General features: G+C 29.2%; 18 protein-coding genes and 1 tRNA gene. 6 read left to right on the top strand and 13 right to left on the bottom strand.

All coding sequences use genetic code 11. The features are described 5' to 3' along the window. Positions 1-170 precede the first annotated feature (170 nt). The 3 genes from LEBU_RS02405 to LEBU_RS02395 all read left to right on the top strand — a co-directional run bounded on the left by LEBU_RS02405 (position 171) and on the right by LEBU_RS02395 (position 4,456). Positions 171-2,159 (top strand): elongation factor G, encoded by a 1,989-nt coding sequence (locus LEBU_RS02405; RefSeq protein ID WP_012806567.1) that lies wholly within the window; start codon positions 171-173, stop codon positions 2,157-2,159. A gap of 1,090 nt (positions 2,160-3,249) precedes the next feature. Further along, entirely contained in the window at positions 3,250-3,840 is a 591-nt protein-coding gene (gene cobU / locus LEBU_RS02400; protein WP_012806566.1) for a bifunctional adenosylcobinamide kinase/adenosylcobinamide-phosphate guanylyltransferase, read from the top strand. A 37-nt stretch (positions 3,841-3,877) separates the two neighbouring features. Next, positions 3,878-4,456, top strand: coding sequence for a 5-formyltetrahydrofolate cyclo-ligase (locus LEBU_RS02395; RefSeq protein ID WP_012806565.1), 579 nt, complete (start codon positions 3,878-3,880; stop codon positions 4,454-4,456). Between the two features lie 68 nt (positions 4,457-4,524). Here LEBU_RS02395 and LEBU_RS02390 read toward each other — a convergent pair whose 3' ends face one another. The 13 genes from LEBU_RS02390 to LEBU_RS02330 form a co-directional block, all read right to left on the bottom strand. Further along, complete coding sequence (locus LEBU_RS02390; protein ID WP_012806564.1) at positions 4,525-5,085, bottom strand: hypothetical protein; 561 nt, start codon at positions 5,083-5,085, stop codon at positions 4,525-4,527. 32 nt (positions 5,086-5,117) lie between these two features. Further along, a complete protein-coding gene (gene pgeF / locus LEBU_RS02385; RefSeq protein ID WP_012806563.1) occupies positions 5,118-5,897 on the bottom strand; it encodes a peptidoglycan editing factor PgeF in 780 nt (259 codons plus the stop codon). Positions 5,898-5,920: 23 nt separating this feature from the next. Beyond that, positions 5,921-6,631 (bottom strand): hypothetical protein, encoded by a 711-nt coding sequence (locus tag LEBU_RS02380; protein WP_012806562.1) that lies wholly within the window; start codon positions 6,629-6,631, stop codon positions 5,921-5,923. A 96-nt stretch (positions 6,632-6,727) separates the two neighbouring features. Next, entirely contained in the window at positions 6,728-7,618 is an 891-nt protein-coding gene (locus LEBU_RS02375) for a polyprenyl synthetase family protein (protein ID WP_012806561.1), read from the bottom strand. 118 nt (positions 7,619-7,736) lie between these two features. Beyond that, complete coding sequence (gene xseB, locus LEBU_RS02370; protein WP_012806560.1) at positions 7,737-7,958, bottom strand: exodeoxyribonuclease VII small subunit; 222 nt, start codon at positions 7,956-7,958, stop codon at positions 7,737-7,739. A 28-nt stretch (positions 7,959-7,986) separates the two neighbouring features. Beyond that, positions 7,987-8,541: a 16S rRNA (guanine(966)-N(2))-methyltransferase RsmD gene (rsmD, locus tag LEBU_RS02365; protein WP_012806559.1), complete on the bottom strand. Its 555-nt coding sequence runs from the start codon at positions 8,539-8,541 to the stop codon at positions 7,987-7,989. A gap of 53 nt (positions 8,542-8,594) precedes the next feature. Next, entirely contained in the window at positions 8,595-9,362 is a 768-nt protein-coding gene (locus LEBU_RS02360; protein ID WP_012806558.1) for a hypothetical protein, read from the bottom strand. 197 nt (positions 9,363-9,559) lie between these two features. Beyond that, on the bottom strand, positions 9,560-13,117 hold the full coding sequence (dnaE, locus tag LEBU_RS02355; RefSeq protein ID WP_012806557.1) for a DNA polymerase III subunit alpha: 3,558 nt from the start codon (positions 13,115-13,117) through the stop codon (positions 9,560-9,562). A 34-nt stretch (positions 13,118-13,151) separates the two neighbouring features. Further along, the gene (locus LEBU_RS02350; protein ID WP_012806556.1) at positions 13,152-13,943 is read right to left on the bottom strand and encodes a Cof-type HAD-IIB family hydrolase; all 792 of its coding nucleotides are present in this window, start codon (positions 13,941-13,943) and stop codon (positions 13,152-13,154) included. A 37-nt stretch (positions 13,944-13,980) separates the two neighbouring features. Beyond that, on the bottom strand, positions 13,981-15,753 hold the full coding sequence (locus LEBU_RS11560; protein WP_012806555.1) for a DUF4032 domain-containing protein: 1,773 nt from the start codon (positions 15,751-15,753) through the stop codon (positions 13,981-13,983). A 53-nt stretch (positions 15,754-15,806) separates the two neighbouring features. Beyond that, positions 15,807-16,424, bottom strand: coding sequence for a metallophosphoesterase family protein (locus LEBU_RS02340; protein ID WP_012806554.1), 618 nt, complete (start codon positions 16,422-16,424; stop codon positions 15,807-15,809). Between the two features lie 239 nt (positions 16,425-16,663). Beyond that, positions 16,664-17,803, bottom strand: a complete 1,140-nt coding sequence (locus LEBU_RS02335) for a cysteine desulfurase family protein (protein WP_012806553.1) — start codon at positions 17,801-17,803, stop codon at positions 16,664-16,666. Between the two features lie 59 nt (positions 17,804-17,862). Next, positions 17,863-18,906, bottom strand: a complete 1,044-nt coding sequence (locus tag LEBU_RS02330; protein WP_012806552.1) for a DUF2207 domain-containing protein — start codon at positions 18,904-18,906, stop codon at positions 17,863-17,865. Between the two features lie 141 nt (positions 18,907-19,047). Between LEBU_RS02330 and LEBU_RS02325 the strand changes: the two genes are divergently transcribed. The 3 genes from LEBU_RS02325 to LEBU_RS02315 all read left to right on the top strand — a co-directional run bounded on the left by LEBU_RS02325 (position 19,048) and on the right by LEBU_RS02315 (position 21,608). Then, positions 19,048-19,123, top strand: a tRNA-Thr gene (locus LEBU_RS02325). Positions 19,124-19,796: 673 nt separating this feature from the next. Then, the gene (locus LEBU_RS02320) at positions 19,797-20,786 is read left to right on the top strand and encodes a mannose/fructose/sorbose PTS transporter subunit IIA (RefSeq protein WP_012806551.1); all 990 of its coding nucleotides are present in this window, start codon (positions 19,797-19,799) and stop codon (positions 20,784-20,786) included. Between the two features lie 15 nt (positions 20,787-20,801). Beyond that, positions 20,802-21,608 carry a PTS mannose/fructose/sorbose transporter subunit IIC gene (locus LEBU_RS02315; protein ID WP_012806550.1) on the top strand — a complete coding sequence of 269 codons (807 nt, stop codon included), beginning with the start codon at positions 20,802-20,804 and terminating at the stop codon, positions 21,606-21,608. The last annotated feature ends 16 nt before the right edge of the window (positions 21,609-21,624 follow it).

The raw sequence follows: 21,624 nt of genomic DNA, 5'->3' as shown, positions 1-21,624 counted from the left end.
AAAAAATTTATTTTTTTATTTTTCATAACTGCTTTAAAATGAGGCTTACAAATTTATAATTTTTAACCTTTTAAAATTATTTTTTAAAATTAACTTGATTTTTTTTCATTTCAAGTTAAAATTTAATATAGAGTAAATTTTTTTGAATAATAATCACAGGAGGAAGTGTTATGAGAATATATGACAGCAATAACATTAGAAATGTCGGAATTTTAGGGCATAGCGGTTCAGGAAAAAGTAATATGGTGGAAGGGCTGGAATTTACGGCTGGGCTTACCAACCGTATTGTAAATAACGAAAATGATACTAAAATTACAAATTCCTTAAGTTTACACGCGATAGAATATCAGACTTCAAAATTTAATTTTGTGGATATTCCTGGATATGGAGATTTCTTTGGTGAAGTTGAATCGGGACTTGCGGCAGTTGACGGAGCAATTATCATTGTTGACGGAACTACTGATTTAACAGTTGGGACAGAAACAGCTTTGGAGCTGACGGACAGCAGAAATATTCCAAGATTTATTTTTGTAAATAAAATTGATAATGAAAAAGCCGATTATGAAAAAATTCTTTCACAATTAAGAGAAAAATACGGTAAAAGAATCGCACCGTTTCATGTGCCTTGGGGACGTGGAGACGAATTTCGTGGACATATTAATGTAGTTGATATGTTTGCAAGGGAATTTGATAAAAATAAAAATGAATGTGCGACTGTAGATATGCCAGCCGATATGGATGATGAAATAAATCCAATTAGGGAAATGCTTTTAGAAGCGGTAGCTGAAACTGATGAAGAACTAATGGATAAATATTTTAACGGCGAAGAATTTACAACAGCTGAAATTCATCGTGGACTTAGACAAGGAGTGCTTGACTGTTCCGTAATTCCTGTTATTTGTGGTTCAACATTGAAAAATATTGGACTTCATACGACTTTTGATATGGTAAAGGACTATTTACCAGCACCAATTGATATTGAAAAAATTCAGCCTGAAAAAAATACATTTGTATGCCAAATTTTCAAAACTACAATTGACTCTTTCTTAGGAAAAGTTTCCTACGCAAAAGTTTATTCTGGTGAAATTAAGCAAGATAGTGAAGTTTTCAATGTAAATAAAAAAATAAAGGAAAAAATTGGAAAAATTCATACATTTGTAATAAATAAAATGGACGAACTTCAAAAGGCGATTGCTGGAGATATTGTCGTATTTTCAAAATTTAACAGCACAAAAACTTCTGATACCCTTTCAACTAATGAAAAAGAAGCTTCAGTAAAAGACATAACTTTCCCAAAACCACAGCTATTCGTAGCAATAGAGCCATTAAACAAAAATGATGATGAAAAAATGTCATCTGGATTAAATCGACTGATGGAAGAAGATCCATCTTTCACTTGGCATAGAAACCTTGAAACAGGGCAGACAGTACTTGGAGTGCAAGGAGAACTTCATTCTGCAACAGTTATCGAAAAATTAAAAGCTAAATTTGGAATATCAATAAAAACTATCGAATTAAAGGTTCCATATCGTGAAACAATTAAAGGAACTTCCGAAGTTCAAGGAAAACACAAAAAACAATCAGGAGGACACGGACAATACGGAGATGTCCTAATCAAATTTTCGCACGTAGACGAAGACTTTGTCTTTGAAGAAACAATTACAGGTGGAAGCGTTCCAAAATCATACATTCCAGCGGTAGAAAAAGGATTAAGAGAATCACTAAAAGAGGGAGTTCTAGCTGGTTATCCAGTAACTAACATAAAAGCCGTTTTATACGATGGTTCATATCACGACGTAGATTCTTCAGAATTAGCCTTTAAAATTGCCGCAAACTTGGCTTTCAAAAAGGGAATGCTGGCAGCAAAACCAATTTTACTTGAACCAATTATGGAGCTTACAATTATCATTCCAGAAGAATATATTGGAGATGTAATGGGCGACATCAACAAAAAACGTGGTAGAGTAATGGGAATGGAAGCTCACAAAGGCACAAAACAAAAAATAATAGCCGAAGCCCCAATGTCAGAAACATTCAAATACGCCAACGAATTGAAAGCCATCACTCAAGGACGTGGATACTTTGAAATGAAACTTGTAAGGTACGAAGAATTAATGGGAGACTTGGCACAAAAAGTAATTGACAGCAGAAAAAAATAAAATTTAACTAAAAATATTTTTTATATAGTTTGAGAAAAGAGAGAAATTTAATACTACTATACTATTATACAATCTATTTAACTATTAAAATGTCTTTAATTATCCATATAAGGATTTTTATTCAGATTTTAAAAAACTGCTTATTGTTAACAAATGTTTTTCTTAATTCTATGTTTTTTCTTTTTATATAAGCAAGGGAAATCAATCGCCATTTCCCTTGCAACCCTGGCTCGTCTAAGCATTTTTTTGAAACAAAAACGAAACTCGCTGACGCTCAGACAATCGTTTTTATTCCAAAAAAATCACGACATTCTACATAAAATTATAAAAATTATTATATTTAAATTCTTAAATTTTAGAAAATATTAAATAAGAAAAATTTCGTTAAAAAAACATATAAATAAAATACGAAAAAATATTTATTAATCATAATATTTATAAATAAAATTATAAAAGTCTCTAAGACGGATACTTAAAAATTAGATTTTTTTTAACAAGACTACCAAATTAATTGTTGTAAAATTTTATTTCTATTTTTTAAATGGAGTTTAATATAAAATATTTAGACGGGGAAATTTTTATAAAAAACTTTGAAAAATCAAAAAAATATGGTACAATAAGTTTGTAGAAAAAATTCCTACCACTACTAAAAATTAAAAATGCAGAGAAAAATCCACTTAAAGCCAGTAAAAATGCTAGTTAGGAGTTACGGAAAATGCTAAAAAAACAGCAAAAAATGACAAAAATTAATCAAAAAAATGCGATTTTAATGTCTGAAAAAATTCTTGTAACATTGATAAGTAAAGGGTTTTCTCAAAAGTACGGGATGTAAGAATAGTGAATCCATTAAAACAAGGATTGAGACTGAATTTCTTGAATTTCTTTTAAAGCAAATCCAAGCTCGTAAGAATAGTGAATCCATTAAAATAAGGATTGAAACATGGTCCTGATTGCCCTTTTTATTTCTTCTTTATATTGTAAGAATAGTGAATCCATTAAAACAAGGATTGGAACAAAAAATTAAAAACAACAACTTTTATATGAGGTTGTTTTTTTGTTTATAGAAAATTGTGAAAAGGGAGTGAAAGGAATGGCATTAATTTTTGTTACTGGCGGGGCAAAAAGTGGGAAAAGCAAGTTTGCTGAAGAGTTAATTTTAAGTTTGAATAATGGGAAGCAGGAAAATGTGTATTTGGCAACATCGCTTGTGTTTGATGAGGAAATGAAGGAAAAGGTGAGGTTGCATAAGGAGAGAAGGAAAAACAATTGGGGAACTGTGGAAACTTATAAAAATTTTGAAAATAGTTTAAATGAATATTTTCCTAAAACAAAAAATGGCATTAAGAATAATATGCTTGTGGACTGTCTTACAACTATGATTACTAACATAATTTTTGAGGAAAAGGATGTTGACTGGGATAATTTTGACAAAAAATCTTATGTAAAAATTGTGGAAAAGTTGGACAAAAATGTGGAAAACACAGTAAATGAACTGCTGAATATAACAAATCAATTTGAAAATACGATAATTGTGTCAAATGAGCTGGGATTGGGGCTTGTGCCGAGTTATCCATTGGGACGTTATTTTCGTGAAATTGCAGGAAAAATGAATCAGGCTGTGGCAAAAAGGGCTGATGAAGTTTATTTTGTGGTGTCTGGCATTCCAATGAAAATTAAATAATTTAAAAAATATTTTTTATAAAAGGGGAGATTTTTGTATGAAAAATGAAAAGTTAAACTTACAGCTAGAAAAGGATAAAATTAGACAAGAAATTTTGAAAAAAAGAAATAATTTATCCACTGAAGAAGTAGAAAAAAAAAGTGATTTAATTATTCAAAATTTAGAAAAATTTATAAAAAATGCTGAAAATATAATGATTTTTATGGATATGAAAAATGAAGTGAGAATCACAAAATTGATGAAACTTTATCCTGAGAAAAGTTTTTTTATTCCAAAAATTACAGATAGTAAAAATAGAGAAATGAAAATTAATAAATATAACGAAAATGAGCTTGTATTACATAAATTTGGATATTATGAATCTTCTTCCAGCGATTTTTATAACGAAAACATTTTGGATATTGTAATTGTTCCAGCAGTTGTCTTTGATTTTGAAAAAAATCGAATTGGATTTGGCGGTGGATATTATGATACGTTTTTGAAAAAAGTTAGAGAAAAAAATAAAAAAGTTTTGTTTATTGGTATATGTTATGATTTTCAAATAGTTGATGAAGTTCCAACAGAAAGTCATGATATGATTTTAAATTTTATAGTTAGTGAAAATAAAGTTATTTAATTAAATTATTAGAAAAAATACGCCATTCATCTCATTTTTAATACTATGAGTGCTTTGGCGTAATTTAATTAGTAAATTATATCATCTGTTTCTTTTAATCCAGTTTCTTTTATTACGTTTATTATTTCTTTTTCATTTTCATTTTCTCCGTTCCAAAATTCATTACTGTAATATTTATTCCAAGTTCCATTAGATGTATCATAGGTAACTAGGAAAGCCATGTATTCATTTTGAGTTTCGGGATTATATACGTACATTCTGTAATTATAGTATCTTGGAGCATTTTGATACTCTAGTTTTGTTAAATTTACCCAAGGGTATAATTTATCTACATCTTTTTCAAATTCCACAAAAGAATTTAAAATATCTTCATAAGTAAAACTATTTTTCTTGTTCTTGTTGTAACTTAATCCTATTTCTATATATTTTTCATTAGTATCGTTATCCACAGTTTCATAAACCATTTTTTTTTGGTCCGTATCACAATAAACCTTGTTTGTCAATCTCTCTTTCTTTACAAGTTCCACCATTTTATCTGCATATTCTGTATTCTCTTTAAACCAGTCACAGCTAGCAGAAAATGTTGTCACTCCAATTACTAAAAATGCTAATGTTAAAATCTTTTTCATAAATTTTTCCTTTCTTAAAATATATTTTTTATTTATTTAAAACTAATCATTGCTGTAGCCCTTCCAGCATTTTTTCCATCCCTTCTATAAGAATGAAATTTCTCATTAAATGTGCTTTCATTTGCTATAATCAAATTTTCCTTTTTTATCCCAAATTTCAATGCCATAAGTTCATTAAATTTTGTATTGTCAAAATGATATTTTTTTGTTTCTTCATTAAACCAGAATGATTCTTCTACAATTTTGCCATCACTTTTTCCAAATTTTTCCATAAACTTATCATAAAACTCATTTCCAACTTCATAGTCCTTTTGTCCGATTCCAATTCCTAATGCCATTATTACATTCTCAATTTTCGTTCCATAATTTTTTTTCATTTCCAAAAGTCCTGACTTCATTATTTCCTTAAATGTCCCCGGCCATCCTGAATGCCACACCCCAATAACCTGATTTTCCTTATCATATACAAAAATCGGCAAACAATCCGCATAAAATGTAAAAATTGCAATATCTTTCCTTTTTGTCAGAAATCCATCAATATCTTCTTCTTTTTCATAATAATATTTCGTTGTATCTTCATCAATGGTTTTTACATTGTTAGAATGTGTCTGAAATGCCATCACTTCCTGTTTATCTGTTAAATTCAAGTCTTCTAATAACTTTTCACGATTTTTTTTTTGTATTCCTTCTTCCTGATTTTCGATTGGGCAATAATCAGACATATTTCCAGCGATTTTCTTTGTATAAACTGCCGTAATACCGTATTTTTCAAATTCTTCAATATAATAATAACTTTTATTTTCTATAAACATAACTATCTATCCTTTTATATTTTTTACATACTGTTTGATAAATTTGAAAATATCATTTCTATCGCTTTAATTTGTTCATCTAAATTTTTTATATGCCAAGTATTATTTACTTTATTCATATTAACAGTTGTAGTCATTTCTGTATAATTTTCTTCTTTTTTAAATTCATCTTCTATAACTCCGCTTATACCATTCATAAATTTAGAAAAAGCTTCTTTCTTATCCATTTTTTCCATTTGAGATGACATATCTTGTATATCTTTATATTGCAATTTTTGTGCAACAAGCTTTAAAAGTTCATATTCATTTTGAAGTTTTGCAATGTTCCCTTTGCTATTATCAAAAACTTTTACTTTCTGAGTAATTTGCACTTCTTCATCATTAAAAAATCTAATTTCTTCTATTTTACTTTTTTGATACTCGATACCTTTTTCTATCATATTAACTACCATTTGTTTCATTGCCTGAGTAGCAAATGTTTCATTTTTATTTTGAAATTCTTTTGCCATCATATCTTCTATAAATTTTTTAGTGACTTCTTTAGCTTTATTTCTAAATTTATCATTGTCAGCTTCAAAACCTTTTTTTACTTCTAATGAATTCTTTTTCATTTTTTTTTCAGAAATTTTGTAACTTTCACTTTTTGTAACGTTGTAGTCCAATTTAGGTTCAGGCCCACACATTTGTACAGATAACAGCACTAATACCATCATCAGTAATTTTTTTATTTTCATAATATCTCACTTCCTTCTAACTATTTTTTTATTTTTTATAAAAACGTCATTATCACATAACCTAAAATTATCGAAAAAATCATCAGAAATCTTTTATTATTTTTTTCTATTCCCAAAATAATCCGTTAATTCCAAAAATAATTGATTTCCCTCAAACTCATTCTCAATAATCTTTTTTGCTTTTTCCAAATATTCCTGCAACAACTTTTTGCTTTTCTCAAGCCCAAAAATACTCGGATAAGTCGTCTTTTCATTTTGAGCATCATTCGATTTTTTACCAATTTCCTCAAAATTCCCTTCAATATCCAGAATATCATCCTTAATCTGAAAGGCAATTCCCAATAATTTTGAATATTCTACCATTTTTTCACGCTTTTCACTTTCAATATCCAAAGCAATCATTGGCAATTCAATCGCAGCAGTCAGTAATTTTCCAGTCTTATGAGCGTGAATATATTTTAATGTGTCAATTTCCACTTTCTTATTTTCAGACTCCATATCCACAAACTGCCCGCCAACCATTCCAAAAAATCCTGCATATTCAGACAATTTCGAAATAATTTCAATCTTATTTTTATCTCCTAAACTTTTAGAATTAGCAATTATTCCAAAGGCTTCTGTCAAAAGAACATCTCCCACAAGAACCCCAATTGCTTCATTGTATTTTTTGTGAACTGTAAGTTTACCACGTCTGTAATCATCATTGTCCATCGCTGGTAAATCATCGTGAACAAGTGAATAGCAATGTATAAACTCAAGTGCAGCAGCAATTTCCTTAATTTTATCATAACTTTTACAATTATTTTTTTCAAACAAATCACAAATCATATACATCAAAATAGGACGTATTCGCTTTCCTCCGTTCATAACCGCATATTCCATTGCCTCCGACAATTTTTCAGGATATTTATTTTCATAATTGCCAAGTAATTCCTTTAAATTGCCTTCTACAATTTTCTTTTTATCTTCCAAATATTCCCGTAACATTTTACCCCCAATCACTCAAATTTTTATTTTTAAAAAACAATCTTCTTAAAATAAATTTACTTCAAAACTGAACTCAAAAATTTTAAATATTCTACTATCTTTGAAAATCTGCCTATCTTTATTCAAACTTTTCCATTTCCAGTTTCCCATTTTTTTCAAGCACCTTCATAACTTTCCCTTCTCCAGATTCAAGCAATTTTTCCGAATCTTTAATGAGCTTAATCGCCTTCTCGTATTCAGAAATCGAATCATCTAGCGACAATTCTTCACTTTCCAATTTTTCCAAAATTTCATCAATTTGTGCAATATTTTCTTCATAACTTTGTTTTTTTACTGCCATTTTTATTTTTCTCCTTCATATTTTTTATTTAATTCTCAAACCTATAAAAACTAACCACCTTCTTATTATAATCCCTCTCGTCGTACTTCACAAAATTACCTATTTTATCAGCCATTTTCTCATACGTGCTGTGTTCTGAAATTATAATTCCATCTCGTTCCAAAAGATTTTCTTCTGATATTTTTTCAATCGTTTTTGTTGAAATATTTTCCTTGTAAGGCGGATCCAAAAATATTATGTCAAATATTTCATTTTTTCTCGCTAGAATTTCTATCGCACGAGAAACATCATTTTTATAGGCACGACATTTTTCTTCTATGCCTAAATGATTTACATTTTCAATAATTATTCTAAGAGCCTCCTTATCTTCCTCAATCATAATTGCTCTTTTTGCCCCACGGCTAAGTGCTTCAAACGAAACATTCCCAGTTCCTGAATACAAATCCAAAAATTTGGCATCTGCAACTTTTTCTCCAATTATGCTGAAAATTGCCTCTTTTATTCTTTCTAGCGTAGGTCTAGTTTCTCTTCCTTCCCTTGATTTTATTCTCCTATTTTTCAGTACTCCTGCTACAATTCTCATTTTTCCTCTTTTCGTTTTTTATATTTAATTTTTATCTCAAATAAATTTAAAATCTACTCAAATTTTATTACAAGTTTTCCATCTAAGTTTACGCCGCCTTCAAGCAGCTGGTAATGCTCTTTTTTATTATTTTTACTGATATTTTTAAATTCATAACCTTTAAAATCTATATTCTTAATTTTTAAATCTGATTTATTATAAATATTTACGTATAAAACTTCTGCTTTGTTCTTATTAAAAAAGTTTTCCACTAAATCAAAACTATACACAAAATCTTTATTTCTTGAAAATTTAGTATTTATTAAGTCATAATAAACAGCCACTTTTCCTTCTTCCATTGATGGAATTACTTTTGAAATGGCAAACCATTCACGCTGAATATTGTCTGTAACCTGATTTTCATAAATACTTTCATCAAAGTTAATGACTGCTCGCAGACTTTGTGCTTTTTTATAATCTGTCAAAAATTTTATGTTTTTTACAAATTTTCCTCGATTATTTGTATTTTTATTACTAAAATCCTTTTTATCAGTCTTTTCCACATTTGTATCAAGCCAAAACATAAATGTTGATTTTACATTGTAATTTCCAATGTTTTCAAATGTATAGACACTATTTACTTTTATTGTCCTATTTTTTTCAATTGTAATATTTAAATCCTCCCTTTTTATTACTAATGGCTCTTGCCGTACAATTTTTAAATTCCCAATTGCCAGAAATTCTGAATTTTCTGAAAACGTTAGAACAGTAAATGTAATAAATATCGCGATAACAAATATTACTGAAAAAAAGTTTTTCAATTTTTTTGCAAAAAAATTCATCTTCTCGCTCCTTTAAATTTTTTCTTATTATATAACTAATTCTTCTTAAAATCAAATAAATATATCAGAACTATTCAATAATATAAATTTTAATTTCATTAAAAAAAATTAAGATTAAACTTATTCCTATTTAATTAAATTATTTTTAAATTTTCTTAACCATAATTTTTATAATAAAATCTATTTTATAAAACTATTTATCTTAATTTTATTCTCTCAATTCCAAATAATTTTGCAACTTTCCTAATAAATTTCAGCGACAAATTCACATTATATTTCTTAGATAATTTCACAACTTCCTTTTTCTCATTCGTTTTAAATGCCAAAAATACTTGATTATCTCCTTTATTTTTTAAAATAATTTCTTTTAGTTTTTGATTTTTTTCTTTCACTTCTTCGTCAATTAAGATGTATAATTTTAGATTTTTATTTTCTTCCAGATTTTCAATGTTACAAATATTATTTAAAATAACTGTATTTTTATTTTGCTCAGAATTTACAATTCCTTCCAGCACCATAATCTGCCCTTCCGTAATTTTATAGCCAAAAGTTACGTATTCTCTTGGAAAACAAACAACTTCAATGTTTTTTTGAAAATCTTCCATTTCAAATTTTACCATCGGCTCTTTTCCAGCTCGTGTTGCAAATTTTTTTACATTTTTTACTATTCCAATAATTCGTACTTTTTTTAACTCCTTTTGTGAAATTTCTGATATTTTATTATGGGAAATTATATTTATCAATCTTTTTTTCTCATTTAACGGATGGCTTGAAACATAAATTCCAAGATATTCCTTCTCATTTTCAAGCAAAACTTTTTGAGGAAATTCATCAGCCTTTTCCATTTCAAACTTACCTTTAAATTTCTTCTCGCCACTAAATAAAATCATTTGCAAATCCTCTTCAGATTCATATTTTTTCTGGCTATATTCTAAAATTTTATCAATAGACTTGTATTTTTCAAATCTATTCCCGTTTAATTTATCCAAAGCTCCTGATAAAATAAACGATTCCAACTGCTTTTTCGTAATCCCATTTTGCTTCATCCGATAAACAAAATCTTCATAAGAGGAAAAATCCCCATTTTCTCTTTCTTTTTTTATTTCATTAATTAAAGCCGCTCCAATACCTTTTACCGCAAATAGTCCAAATCTAATTCCCATTTTTTTTATTTCGTTATTATTTTCAAAACTTTCTTCAATTTCAAAATCATAATCAGACAAATTCACATCTGGTAAAAATATATTAATTCCTTTTTCTTTCGCTTCATTCACAAAAACAACAAATCTATCCAGATTATGCACTTCGGTTGTTATTATCGCAGCAAAAAATTCCAATGGATAATTTGCCTTAAAATACGCTGTCCAGTAAACAATCAAGGCATAAGCCGCCGAATGTGACTTATTAAATCCATATCCACCAAATTTTTCCACTAAATCATAAATTTCATTTGCCTTTTTCGAAAAAACTCCGTTTTTTTCAGCATTTGTTACAAATTTTTCACGATTTTTCTTCATTAGTTCAGGATTTTTCTTTCCAATTGCACGCCGTAGCTCATCAGCTTCTCCAAGTGAATAATTTGCCATTTCACTCACAATTTTCATAACCTGCTCCTGATACAAAATTATTCCATAAGTTTCCTCAAGTATGTATTTTAGCGAATCATCAATATATTTTATCTCAGTCCTGTTATTTTTCACATTAATAAAATCATCCACCATTCCACTTCGCAAAGGTCCTGGACGGTACAGTGCAAGCAATGCGATTATGTCCTCAAATTTTTCAATTTTCATTTTCTTCATAAGGCTTCTGATTCCAGCCGACTCACATTGGAAAACTCCCATTGTATCAGCCTTTGTAAGCAATTCATACGTTTTTTCATCATTTAGAGGAATATCATTTAATACAATTTTTGTTTTTCGTCTTTTCTCAATATTTTCCACAGTTTTCCGCAAAATCGTGAGATTTTTCAAGCCAAGAAAATCCATTTTTAAAATTCCCAGCTCTTCCAGTTCCTTCATCTGATACTGCGTCGAAACAATCTTTGTCTTCCCATCAGAATAAGTCGGAATCTCATCACTTAGCACATCTTTGGAAATAACGACTCCAGCCGCATGAACAGAGGCGTGTCGCACTTTCCCCTCCAATTTAAGCGAATAATCAATCACCTTTTTTATTTCCCTGTCAGTTCCATACATTTTCCTAAATTCAGGAATATTGTTCAGAGCATCTTTCAGTTCCGTATTAAACGGTATCATTTTAGCGATTTTATCGACTTTTACAAGCGAAACATTTAACACACGTCCCACATCACGAATCGCAAGCCTAGCCTTTAGCGTTCCAAACGTAATAATATGTGCCACATACTCTGCCCCGTATTTATTCACCACATAATTTATAACAATTTCCCGCTGTTCCTGATCAAAATCTATGTCAATATCAGGCATCGAAATACGTTCAGGATTCAAAAAACGTTCAAAAATCAAGTTATATTCAAGCGGGTCAATTTCTGTAATATTCAAGGCATACGAAACAATGCTCCCAGCCGCAGAACCCCTTCCAGGCCCAACATAAACCCCATTTTCACGTGAGAATTTTATAAAATCCCAGACAATGATAAAATATCCATTGTATCCCATTTTATCAATAATTTCCAGCTCATACTCTGCACGCTCCAAAACATTTTCCAAATTATTCTTTAATAATTCTTCCCGAATTTTAACTTCTTTCAATTTCTGCCCAGCAATTTCATCTTTTGCAATCTCTTTTTGAATTATCTCAAAATTTTTATCCAACTGCAATTTTTCAGAATCTGAAACAGATTTTTTCAAATATTTGTGAAAAAGCCCCTCAAATACTAGATTTCGTAAAAACTCCTTTTCACTTATATTTTGCGGCAACGAATATTTTGGAAATTTAAAATGATGAAACTCAAAATCAACATTGCAGTTTTCCATAATTTTTTCCACATTATTAATTCCAGTTTCATAAAATTCACTATATTCCTTATTTTCAAAACTTTTTTCTATTTCATTTTCAGATTTTAAATACAGATCATCATACAAAATTTCACTATTTTCCGATTTTTCTGTATCAATTTTGCTTCCCTCTTTTATCGACTCCACGATTTTCTGCAAAACTGCATCTTTCCGATTTGGATAATAAACATCATTCGTAATAACAAAATTATCAAATTTATTTTTACGCACAATGTCAAAAAGCATTTTCCTAGCCTTTTCCAGCCTTTCCACAGCAGGAACTTCAATAAAAAAATTATCCCCAAAATCTTTACCAAGTTTTTCAACAACCCTTCTAACCTGAGTGTTTTCCAAATCTAGAATACCCTTTACAACTTCACTATTTATCCCGCCCGACAAAATATATAAGTCATCCGAATATTTTTTCAATTCGTCATACTTAATCTTATTCCTATTCCGTGTAAACCTGCTATATGAAATTGACGACAATTTTGATAAATTTTTATACCCATTCTGATTTTTAGCAAGTAAAGTAAGCGAAAATTCCCCCACTTTCTCCAGTCCGTCAAGAAACACCTCAAGTCCAATAATCGGCTTTATTCCAGCATTTTTACACTTCTTAAAAAACTCGATTGCCCCAAACATCGAAGTATCAGTAATTGCAAGTGCTTTTACTCCTGTTTTCTTAGCCTTTTCAACATATTCATCTATTTTCCCTACTCCTTCAAGCAGTGAATACTCCGTATGCAATTTCAAATGTACAAATTTATTTTCCATAATTTCTACCTAATTTCTATTTTTATAAAAATACCTAAAGTGCCTTTATCACTTCATAAATCCCATCTTCATCATTTGACAGAGTTATTTTATCTTTTGAAAATTCCTGTTTTAGTTCTTCCGTGGCATTTCCCATAAGATACCCATATTTCACAAACTTCAACATTTCCAAATCATTCCACTGATCCCCAAATGCCATTGTTTCTTCTGGAGAAATATCATATTTTTTCAACAGTTCCTTTATTGCCAGTCCTTTATTTACTTCCTTATTCAAGCATTCTAGATAATGTGGCTTTGAAAATACAAAATTTATATGTGGCAATTTTTCTTCCAGCTCCTTTTTCAACTCCAGTAAAATCGAATTTTCTGTAATAAATAATGCTTTTGTAGAAGTTTTTCCAATGAATTCATCAAAATTTTTAACATAATATGGAATTTCGACACTTTCTGAATATTTTTTACCTTCATCTGTTTCATTTTCAATATATAACTTGTCATCCATATATAAATTTAAGTGAATTCCCTTTTCTCTCGAAACTTTAATAAGTTCCTTAACATCTTGTGCCTCAACAGGTTTCTCAAAGATAACTTCATTATTTAACGGATTTGTAACTCTTCCTCCATTATAGTTAATTACTGGATTTTTTATCTCCAGCATTTCCACAAAAGGCTTTGAAGAAATAAAGGTTCTCCCAGTTGCAATAAATGTTTTCACTCCCTTTTCTTCCAATTCTCTCAATTTTTTTATCAAATTTTCCGAAACTTTATGCTCACTTGTCAGCACTGTTCCATCCAAATCCATAAATATCGCTTTTATATTATTCATTTTAATTCCCTTCCCTATTAACAAATTTTAAAATAACTTACCAAACAAATTTATTACAAAAAAAATCTATAAATCCAATTTCATAATCATCTTCAAAAATGCTGCTATTTTCAATTTTCATAACTTTTTCCGTCTTATACTCAACCACATTATCATCTTGCAAATAAAATTCTTTTAAATCTTTTTCCAAATTATTCAAAAATTCCTCTTCTCCAAAATTATCAAGTGCTATAAAAAATTTTACATAAGTTTCGTATTTTTTTATTTCTCCATATTTTTCCAGTATTTCCTGAAAAATTTCTGGCTTTTTCAAGTTTTTCAAAAATTCTTTTTTCTTTTCTGAAACAAGAAATTCCTGAACTCCAGTAAGCATTTTTTTATTTTTTGTATCAATGGCAAGTTTTATACTTTCACTCATTATATTTTCGTATTTTACAAATTTTCCCTCTGCTTCAAGTAAATTTTTCAATTTTAACAAATTAAAAAACTCATTTTGCAATTTTTCGTATTCATTGAAAATAAATCCATCTTTTTCATTTATTTCCAAAAATATTTCAGCAATCGGCAAAAATATTTCAAGTATATAATTCAACACATCAGTTTCAACATTCTCAAATTCACTTTTTTCCTTATTTACTTCTATTTCATCAAGAGTATCTTCACTTTTTTCCAAAACTTTATTTTCATTATTCAAGTTATTATTCTTTTGAGCATCCAAAATTTTCACATAATTTAAAATATAATTACCAAACTTCTCCAACACAGCGTCATTTGCAACTTCCTCATTCTTAAATAAATATTCAGAATATTTGTTAGGTAATTTTTCTATTCCTTGCGAAAAATAATTTATTATTTTATTTTTCAAAAGTTTATTTTTCCCCATTTTCTTTTTAAAATCTGTATTTATAAGTTCATTATCAATCTTTTCCAATTTTTTATATTTTTCCATCAATTCCTGCGTCTGAATTTCACAAATATTTTCCAAATCCCTATTTTCGTTTGTTTTTACAAGATTTATAAAATTAATCATGCTATACAAATATCCCACATTTTTTCCAATATTTTTACTCAAATAATATTTATGCTCTAAAAAAGACAAAAAAACATCATCCAGATTTCCCTTATAATTTTTAATTATTTCATTTTTTGAAAGTATTGTTTTTATTGGTAAAAATACATTTACATACCATTTTTTCGATGCTTCCTTCAGATCCGTATTTTCAATTTTTCTCTTATTCAAAAGAATTTTATAGCTTTCAATTTCTTCTTGCAAATATTTATATTTTATCGGCTCTGAAAGTGAAATATCAGAAAGCCCTGTTTCTTTCTCAAAAATCATACGTTCCCGATAAATAACCTTATCCTTCGTATCCTTTGTCGGCAAAAATTCCTCCACCTGTGCCTCAATAGTCGCAAAATTTAGAAATTTCGCAACCGAAACTCTGTGATTGCCGTCGTAAACATAGTAATTATCCTTTATTTTATAAAGAATAACCATCGGAAGCATACTATCCGATGTATATCCAATGTAAATATTTATCCATCTCTGCTTTACAACATTATTTTTAGGAACAAAATTTTTATCAAAATCTGCATATTTTTCAACACTTCCTACAATTTTATCAAGTGAAACTTCCTTTATTCCCAAATTAACGCTATTATAGGCATTTTCTTCCTTCTGAATTTCCGAAAACGACTTCAGATTTTCCTTTTTCTTAAAACTAAAACCAAATATCCCTCTTGCCGACTTCAAAAATTTTTTATAAGCCTCTTCCGCCTCCATCACACTCATCAAAGTCCTATTTTCCATTTTTCCTCCAAACATCCAAATAAAATATCCTTTTCCTGAATCAAAATCTAAATCTATTTTTCAATCGTAAATATTCTATACCCAAACGTATTCGATACCATCGTCTCTCCAACCAGCGTATCCTGATAATTCATAAAATTAGACAAATGTATATGCCCATGAATCCACAATTTTGGCTTAAAATGCTGTATAACCTTATGAAAAACCTTAAATCCGTTATGAACTCCGTCATCCCTGTCGTGTATTCCCTCTGGAGAAGCATGGCTCAAAACAATGTCAACTCCTTTACGAAGAAAAAAAATATTTTTCAAAATTTTCATTTTCATCTGACTTTCACTATACTGATGTTCCTGAAACGAATAAACTTTGCTCCCATCAAGTCCCAATATCCGAAGCCCCTTATATTTTATAAATTTCCCATTAATCACTTTCGCAAATCCCAGCGGGTAATCCTTATTATAAGTGTGATTCCCATTAACACAAATCAAATCCTTATTTAGCACCGAAACAAGATAATCCAGATAATTATTGGAAACATCTCCAGCAGACATTATAAAATCCACATCCTTAAACCTCTGCTTCAAAAACTCCTCTTCCATATCCGCCAAAATCTCAATATCACTCACACACAAAAATTTATATTTTTTCTTTTTCTTCTCATTTTTTTTCATTTATTTTAATCTCCAATTTTAAATATGTTTTTTTATTTTATAAAATGAGCTGTTGTCAATAAATACTTTTTATTAATTTTTATGTTTTTTTAATATAAAAAGAATAATACCTTTACGTTAAAAGAAATTAAAATATAAACGAAAAAATAATTATTAATCAAAATATATCAAAATAAAAAATTAATAAATAGAATTTAAGATTATGAAGAAATCTTTTGGTTGAAATATTAAAAACTAATTTATAAAATAACTTCAATTAAATTTTCTACAAAATAATCTATTTCTTCAATAGTAGTATCTTTACCAATACTAATTCTAAACGAACCTTTCAATTCCTCGTCAGTAAGTCCCATAGCCTTCAAAACGTGTGAATTTTCAAGCGAGCCTGACATACACGCAGAACCGCCGCTTATACAGATTCCTCTCAAATCTAGTGCTACTAGCAGCATTTGAATATCCACTCCTTCTATGTATACATTCGTTGTTGTTTTTATTCTATTAGCTTTTTCTCCATTTATTTTTATTTTTTTTCCAAGTTTTTCAATTTCAATTTTCAGTTTATTTTCTAGATAATTTTGCAGTTTATTTTCTTTTTCTGATATTTCTTCCAAATTTTCATAAACTTCCTCAAGTGCCACACCAAGTCCCAAAATTCCGTGAACATTTTCTGTTCCAGCCCGTCTGTTCCTTTCCTGCGAGCCACCCCAGATTTCCTTTTCAACTGAATATTTTTTATCAATAAATACAAATCCTGCTCCCTTAGGCCCGTAAAATTTATGAGCTGTTGCTGTCAAAGCATTTATCTTCAAATCTTTTGGCAAAATTTTCAATTTTCCTATTGCCTGAACTGCATCCGTATGAAAAAATATATTTCTCTCTGCCAAAATTTCTCCAATTTCCTTAATTAGCTGAATAACTCCAGTTTCATTATTCACAAACATTATTGAAACAAGTGCCGTATCTTCCCTCAATTCCCGTTTCAATTCCTCGATATCTACAACTCCAGTTTCATTAACGCCAATATACGAAACTTCATATCCTTCTTTTTCTAATTGTTCAAAGGTCTTCAAAATCGTAGAATGCTCTATTTTAGACGTTATGATATGTTTCTCCTTATCCTTATTCGCTTTCAAAAATCCCCTTATCACAAGATTATTCCCTTCAGCTCCACCAGATGTGAACACAATTTCAGTTGTTTCTGCTTTCAAATTTTTTGCAACAATATGTCTTGCATTCTCCACAGTCGATTTTGCACGTTGCCCTAATGTATGTACAGACGATGGATTTCCATAATTTTCGCTAAATGATTTCGTCATCTCATTTATTACTTTATCTGACATTTTTGTAGTTGCTGCATTATCCAAATACACTATTTTCATTTTTAAATTTCTTCTCCTTTTAATTTGTTATTTCTTATCTTTTCAATCGTTCACTTGTCTTACCAAAATATATGTCGTTTTCTAAGAATTGGAAATTGTGCTTCTATATATTCGTTAACATAATATTGAGCGTCAGCATAACTTCCCATCGTATTCACAAAATCTAAAGAATCTTTAAAAATTCCTATTTTTTTATCTTTCATTTTAAGTGCAATAACATATGGGTATATTTGAGTGAAATAATTAATTTTCTCTTCTTCTGTTTCAAATTTATCCATCCTATTTTTCTCTGCAGTTTCAAAATACATTTTAAGCCCTTCAATATACTCCATTTTCCGTTGTCCTGAAACTGTATATTTTCCTATTACCTTTTCATAAATTAAAAACATTATTCCCAAAATAAATAGGTTTAATCCCAAATAAATCTCCATATACACCATTACAGCAACAATTATTCCAAGCATAACTATTGTATATAAAAATTTTAAAATTCCTCTAGACATTCCATGTACATACTCAAGCCATATAAATATAAACATTGTTCCGATAATTGCACTTTCAAGATTTCCTTGTAATAATTCTAATAAGATAAAAACTATAGAAACTCCTATTCCAAATATTATTGGAATAAAAAATATATAATTGTTTTTATAAATTATCCTTTTATATTTCTTTTCCAAAAAATATACAATACGATTTTTATATCTGATAATTCCCAGTTTATTTTCAAACAATTCATTTTCCGAAAGAACATCCAGCAAGTTATTTTCCTCTTCAAACAAAGTTTCCCTTCTCAATCTCAAATTATCCCTATTTTTCAGATTCAAAACATATTTCCTATTTCCTGTGCCATTTTCAGCAACTTCAGAAATATAACCCTTCAACATTAATGATAATACCCCTAATTTCAATATTTCCTTTGAATCTCTCTCGCCATTAATATATGCCACAAACATTGCAGAAATATAATCTGACTCCGTAAATTCAGGAACAATAGCTTTTCTTTTGGGATCTCTTCCAAAAAAATGCCACGTTAAGATAGAATATATTCCAGCAAGTACAACCACAGTAATCTCGATTATAATAACATAAAATTTATTCATCAGTAAACTCCTTAATATCTACCTTCCAAACAGCCAAATATTTATCACAATTATATCATTAAAAAAAATTTCTTTCAATAAAAACAAAAATTCCTTGACATTTAAAAAAAAATTCGTTATAATAATTTTGTTAATTTTTTTGCCGCTTTAGCTCATCTGGTAGAGCAACTGACTTGTAATCAGTAGGTGGTTGGTTCGAGTCCGACAAGCGGCACCATTTCATAAAAATCACTCATATTACTATTTTATTTTTATAAAATAGTTTTTTTTTTATTAGGGTGTGTCTGAAAACTATCAAAATAATGAATTTTTAACAAATTTTTCGAAAATCAAAAATAATAAACATTGATTTTATCGTAATTTGTATAATTTGTAAAATCAAAAAAACATTAAAAATAACATAGATTTTGAGTTTTCAGACACAGCCTATATAATTCAGAATATTTAAAAACAAATCTATTTTTCAAAATTTTCCCTTCAAATAACTTTAATATTACAAGTTTATCTTCATGAAAAGATTCCTTCTTATAGAAGGCTCCAATTAAATCATCTAATGCAGCGATAACTGTTTTTTTTAATAAAATCAGAATTTCATAATTATTTCTTTTTAAAAGATATTTATTATCTTAACATCCTATATATACTATCAAAAATTATTTATGCTATTAAGCTATTAAAATGTATTTATTTCAGTATTATAAACTAATAAAAAGTGTACTGAAATTATTTTTTTAAAATTTAAATAATACACTTGAAAATCTAAAAAAATGTGGTACACTTATACTATGAGATTATTCATTTTTAATTTTTATAAAAAGTCCTTAAAATTTATGAAAAAATTAAAATTATAAGTGAATAAAAAAAATATTTTATTTAGAAGGAGGTTCAAAATGGTAGGAATTATCATTGCAAGTCACGGTGAATTCGCAGCTGGTATAAAACAGTCAGCTTCAATGATTCTAGGTGAAACAGAAGCACTTGAATCAGTTGTCTTTATGCCAAGTGAAGGTCCTGATGATTTATACAAAAAAATTCAGGATGCCATTACAAAATTAGGAACTGAAGAAGTTCTATTTATTGTTGATTTATGGGGAGGAAGTCCTTTTAATCAGTCAAACCGTTTCTTTGAAGAAGCACCTGAAACAAGAGCTATTGTTGCAGGACTTAATTTACCAATGCTTCTAGCTGCCTTATCAGAAAGAGAAGATATGGAAACAGCTCACGAAGTAGCAGAAGCTATTGTTCCAGAAGGAAAAGATCAAATCAGAGTTCGTCCAGAAAGTCTGCAACCTAAAGATGAAGGTCCAAAAGCTGTAGCACAGGATGATACACCTAAAGGTGCCATTCCAGAAGGAACAGTTATTGGAGATGGAAAAATTAAATTTGTATTAGCACGTATTGATACTCGTCTATTACATGGACAAGTAGCAACAAGCTGGACAAAAGCAACTAATCCAAACAGAATTATTGTTGTTTCAGACACAGTTTCAAAAGATGAACTACGTAAAAAATTAATCGAGCAGGCAGCACCTCCAGGTGTACGTGCACATGTTATTCCGCTTGACAAATTAGTAGAAGTTTCAAAAGATCCAAGATTCGGAAATACAAAAGCATTATTGCTATTTGAAAACCCTCAGGATGCACTTTATGTAATTGAAAGAGGTGTAGAAATCAAGGAATTAAATGTAGGTTCAATGGCACATACTGTTGGAAAAGTTATGGTAAATAATGTACTTTCAATGGATCAAAATGATGTTGACACTTATAAGAAACTTAGAGATTTAGGTGTTCAATTTGATGTAAGAAAAGTTGCTGCTGACAAGAGAGCAGACTTATTTAAACTAATTTCAGAAAAACAAAACGAAGGATTAAAACTTTAATTTTAGGAGGTTATTATGGATTTTAATATTTTATCAATTATTTTAATATTAATCGTCGCATTTCTAGCAGGAATGGAAGGAATCCTTGATCAGTTCCAATTCCATCAGCCAATTATTGCATGTTCGTTAATTGGAATTGCGACAGGGCACATAAAAGAATGTGTTATGCTAGGTGGAGTTTTACAATTAATGGCTTTAGGTTGGGCAAATGTAGGAGCGGCTGTTGCGCCTGATGCGGCTCTTGCTTCTGTAGCTTCAGCTATAATTTTTGCAAAAAATAATTTTAAAGATCAAGGTACCGTAATTGGAACAGCTGTCGCTCTTGCAACTGCGGGACTAGTTTTAACTATGGTTGTTCGAACTTTATCAGTAGTTATTGTTCACCAAGCTGATAGAGAAGCAGAAAAAGGTAACTTTAAAGGTGTTGAATTATGGCATATGATAGCACTTGCGTGTCAAGGTTTACGTATCGTGATACCTGCTCTTTTATTAGTATTTCTTGATCCTTCTATTATCCAAGGAGCTCTAGGAGCACTGCCAGAATGGTTTACTAAGGGAATGAGTATTGGTGGTGGATTCGTTGTAGCAGTAGGATATGCAATGGTTATTAACTTAATGGCAACTAAAGAAGTATGGCCATTCTTCTTCCTAGGTTTTGCATTAGCACCAGTAAAAGAGCTTACATTAATTGCTACAGGAATTATTGGTGTTGCTGCAGCTATTATCTACTTAAATGTTACAAACAACAAAGGTAACGGTGGAGGAGACGGAGGAGCATCTTCTTCTGGAGATCCGTTAGGTGACATTTTAAATGACTATTAATTAAAGGAGGAATACG

This window comes from Leptotrichia buccalis C-1013-b, from assembly GCF_000023905.1.
Classification (GTDB): Bacteria; Fusobacteriota; Fusobacteriia; order Fusobacteriales; family Leptotrichiaceae; genus Leptotrichia; species Leptotrichia buccalis.
Note: the sequence above shows the minus strand (reverse complement) of the source record. Positions and strands in the feature narration are given on the sequence as shown.

Bases quoted from the DNA above. Each gene is read 5' to 3' on its own strand.
- LEBU_RS02375 (WP_012806561.1), bottom strand. From the start codon at position 7,618: ATGTTACGGGAATATTTGGAAGATAAAAAGAAAATTGTAGAAGGCAAT.
- rsmD (WP_012806559.1), bottom strand. From the start codon at position 8,541: ATGAGAATTGTAGCAGGAGTACTGAAAAATAGGAGAATAAAATCAAGG.
- LEBU_RS02350 (WP_012806556.1), bottom strand. From the start codon at position 13,943: ATGAATAATATAAAAGCGATATTTATGGATTTGGATGGAACAGTGCTG.
- LEBU_RS02315 (WP_012806550.1), top strand. From the start codon at position 20,802: ATGGATTTTAATATTTTATCAATTATTTTAATATTAATCGTCGCATTT.
- LEBU_RS02405 (WP_012806567.1), top strand. From the start codon at position 171: ATGAGAATATATGACAGCAATAACATTAGAAATGTCGGAATTTTAGGG.
- LEBU_RS02320 (WP_012806551.1), top strand. From the start codon at position 19,797: ATGGTAGGAATTATCATTGCAAGTCACGGTGAATTCGCAGCTGGTATA.
- LEBU_RS02390 (WP_012806564.1), bottom strand. From the start codon at position 5,085: ATGAAAAAGATTTTAACATTAGCATTTTTAGTAATTGGAGTGACAACA.
- dnaE (WP_012806557.1), bottom strand. From the start codon at position 13,117: ATGGAAAATAAATTTGTACATTTGAAATTGCATACGGAGTATTCACTG.
- xseB (WP_012806560.1), bottom strand. From the start codon at position 7,958: ATGGCAGTAAAAAAACAAAGTTATGAAGAAAATATTGCACAAATTGAT.
- LEBU_RS02380 (WP_012806562.1), bottom strand. From the start codon at position 6,631: ATGAAAATAAAAAAATTACTGATGATGGTATTAGTGCTGTTATCTGTA.
- LEBU_RS02330 (WP_012806552.1), bottom strand. From the start codon at position 18,906: ATGAATAAATTTTATGTTATTATAATCGAGATTACTGTGGTTGTACTT.
- LEBU_RS11560 (WP_012806555.1), bottom strand. From the start codon at position 15,753: ATGGAAAATAGGACTTTGATGAGTGTGATGGAGGCGGAAGAGGCTTAT.
- cobU (WP_012806566.1), top strand. From the start codon at position 3,250: ATGGCATTAATTTTTGTTACTGGCGGGGCAAAAAGTGGGAAAAGCAAG.
- LEBU_RS02395 (WP_012806565.1), top strand. From the start codon at position 3,878: ATGAAAAATGAAAAGTTAAACTTACAGCTAGAAAAGGATAAAATTAGA.
- pgeF (WP_012806563.1), bottom strand. From the start codon at position 5,897: ATGTTTATAGAAAATAAAAGTTATTATTATATTGAAGAATTTGAAAAA.
- LEBU_RS02360 (WP_012806558.1), bottom strand. From the start codon at position 9,362: ATGAATTTTTTTGCAAAAAAATTGAAAAACTTTTTTTCAGTAATATTT.
- LEBU_RS02340 (WP_012806554.1), bottom strand. From the start codon at position 16,424: ATGAAAAAAAATGAGAAGAAAAAGAAAAAATATAAATTTTTGTGTGTG.
- LEBU_RS02335 (WP_012806553.1), bottom strand. From the start codon at position 17,803: ATGAAAATAGTGTATTTGGATAATGCAGCAACTACAAAAATGTCAGAT.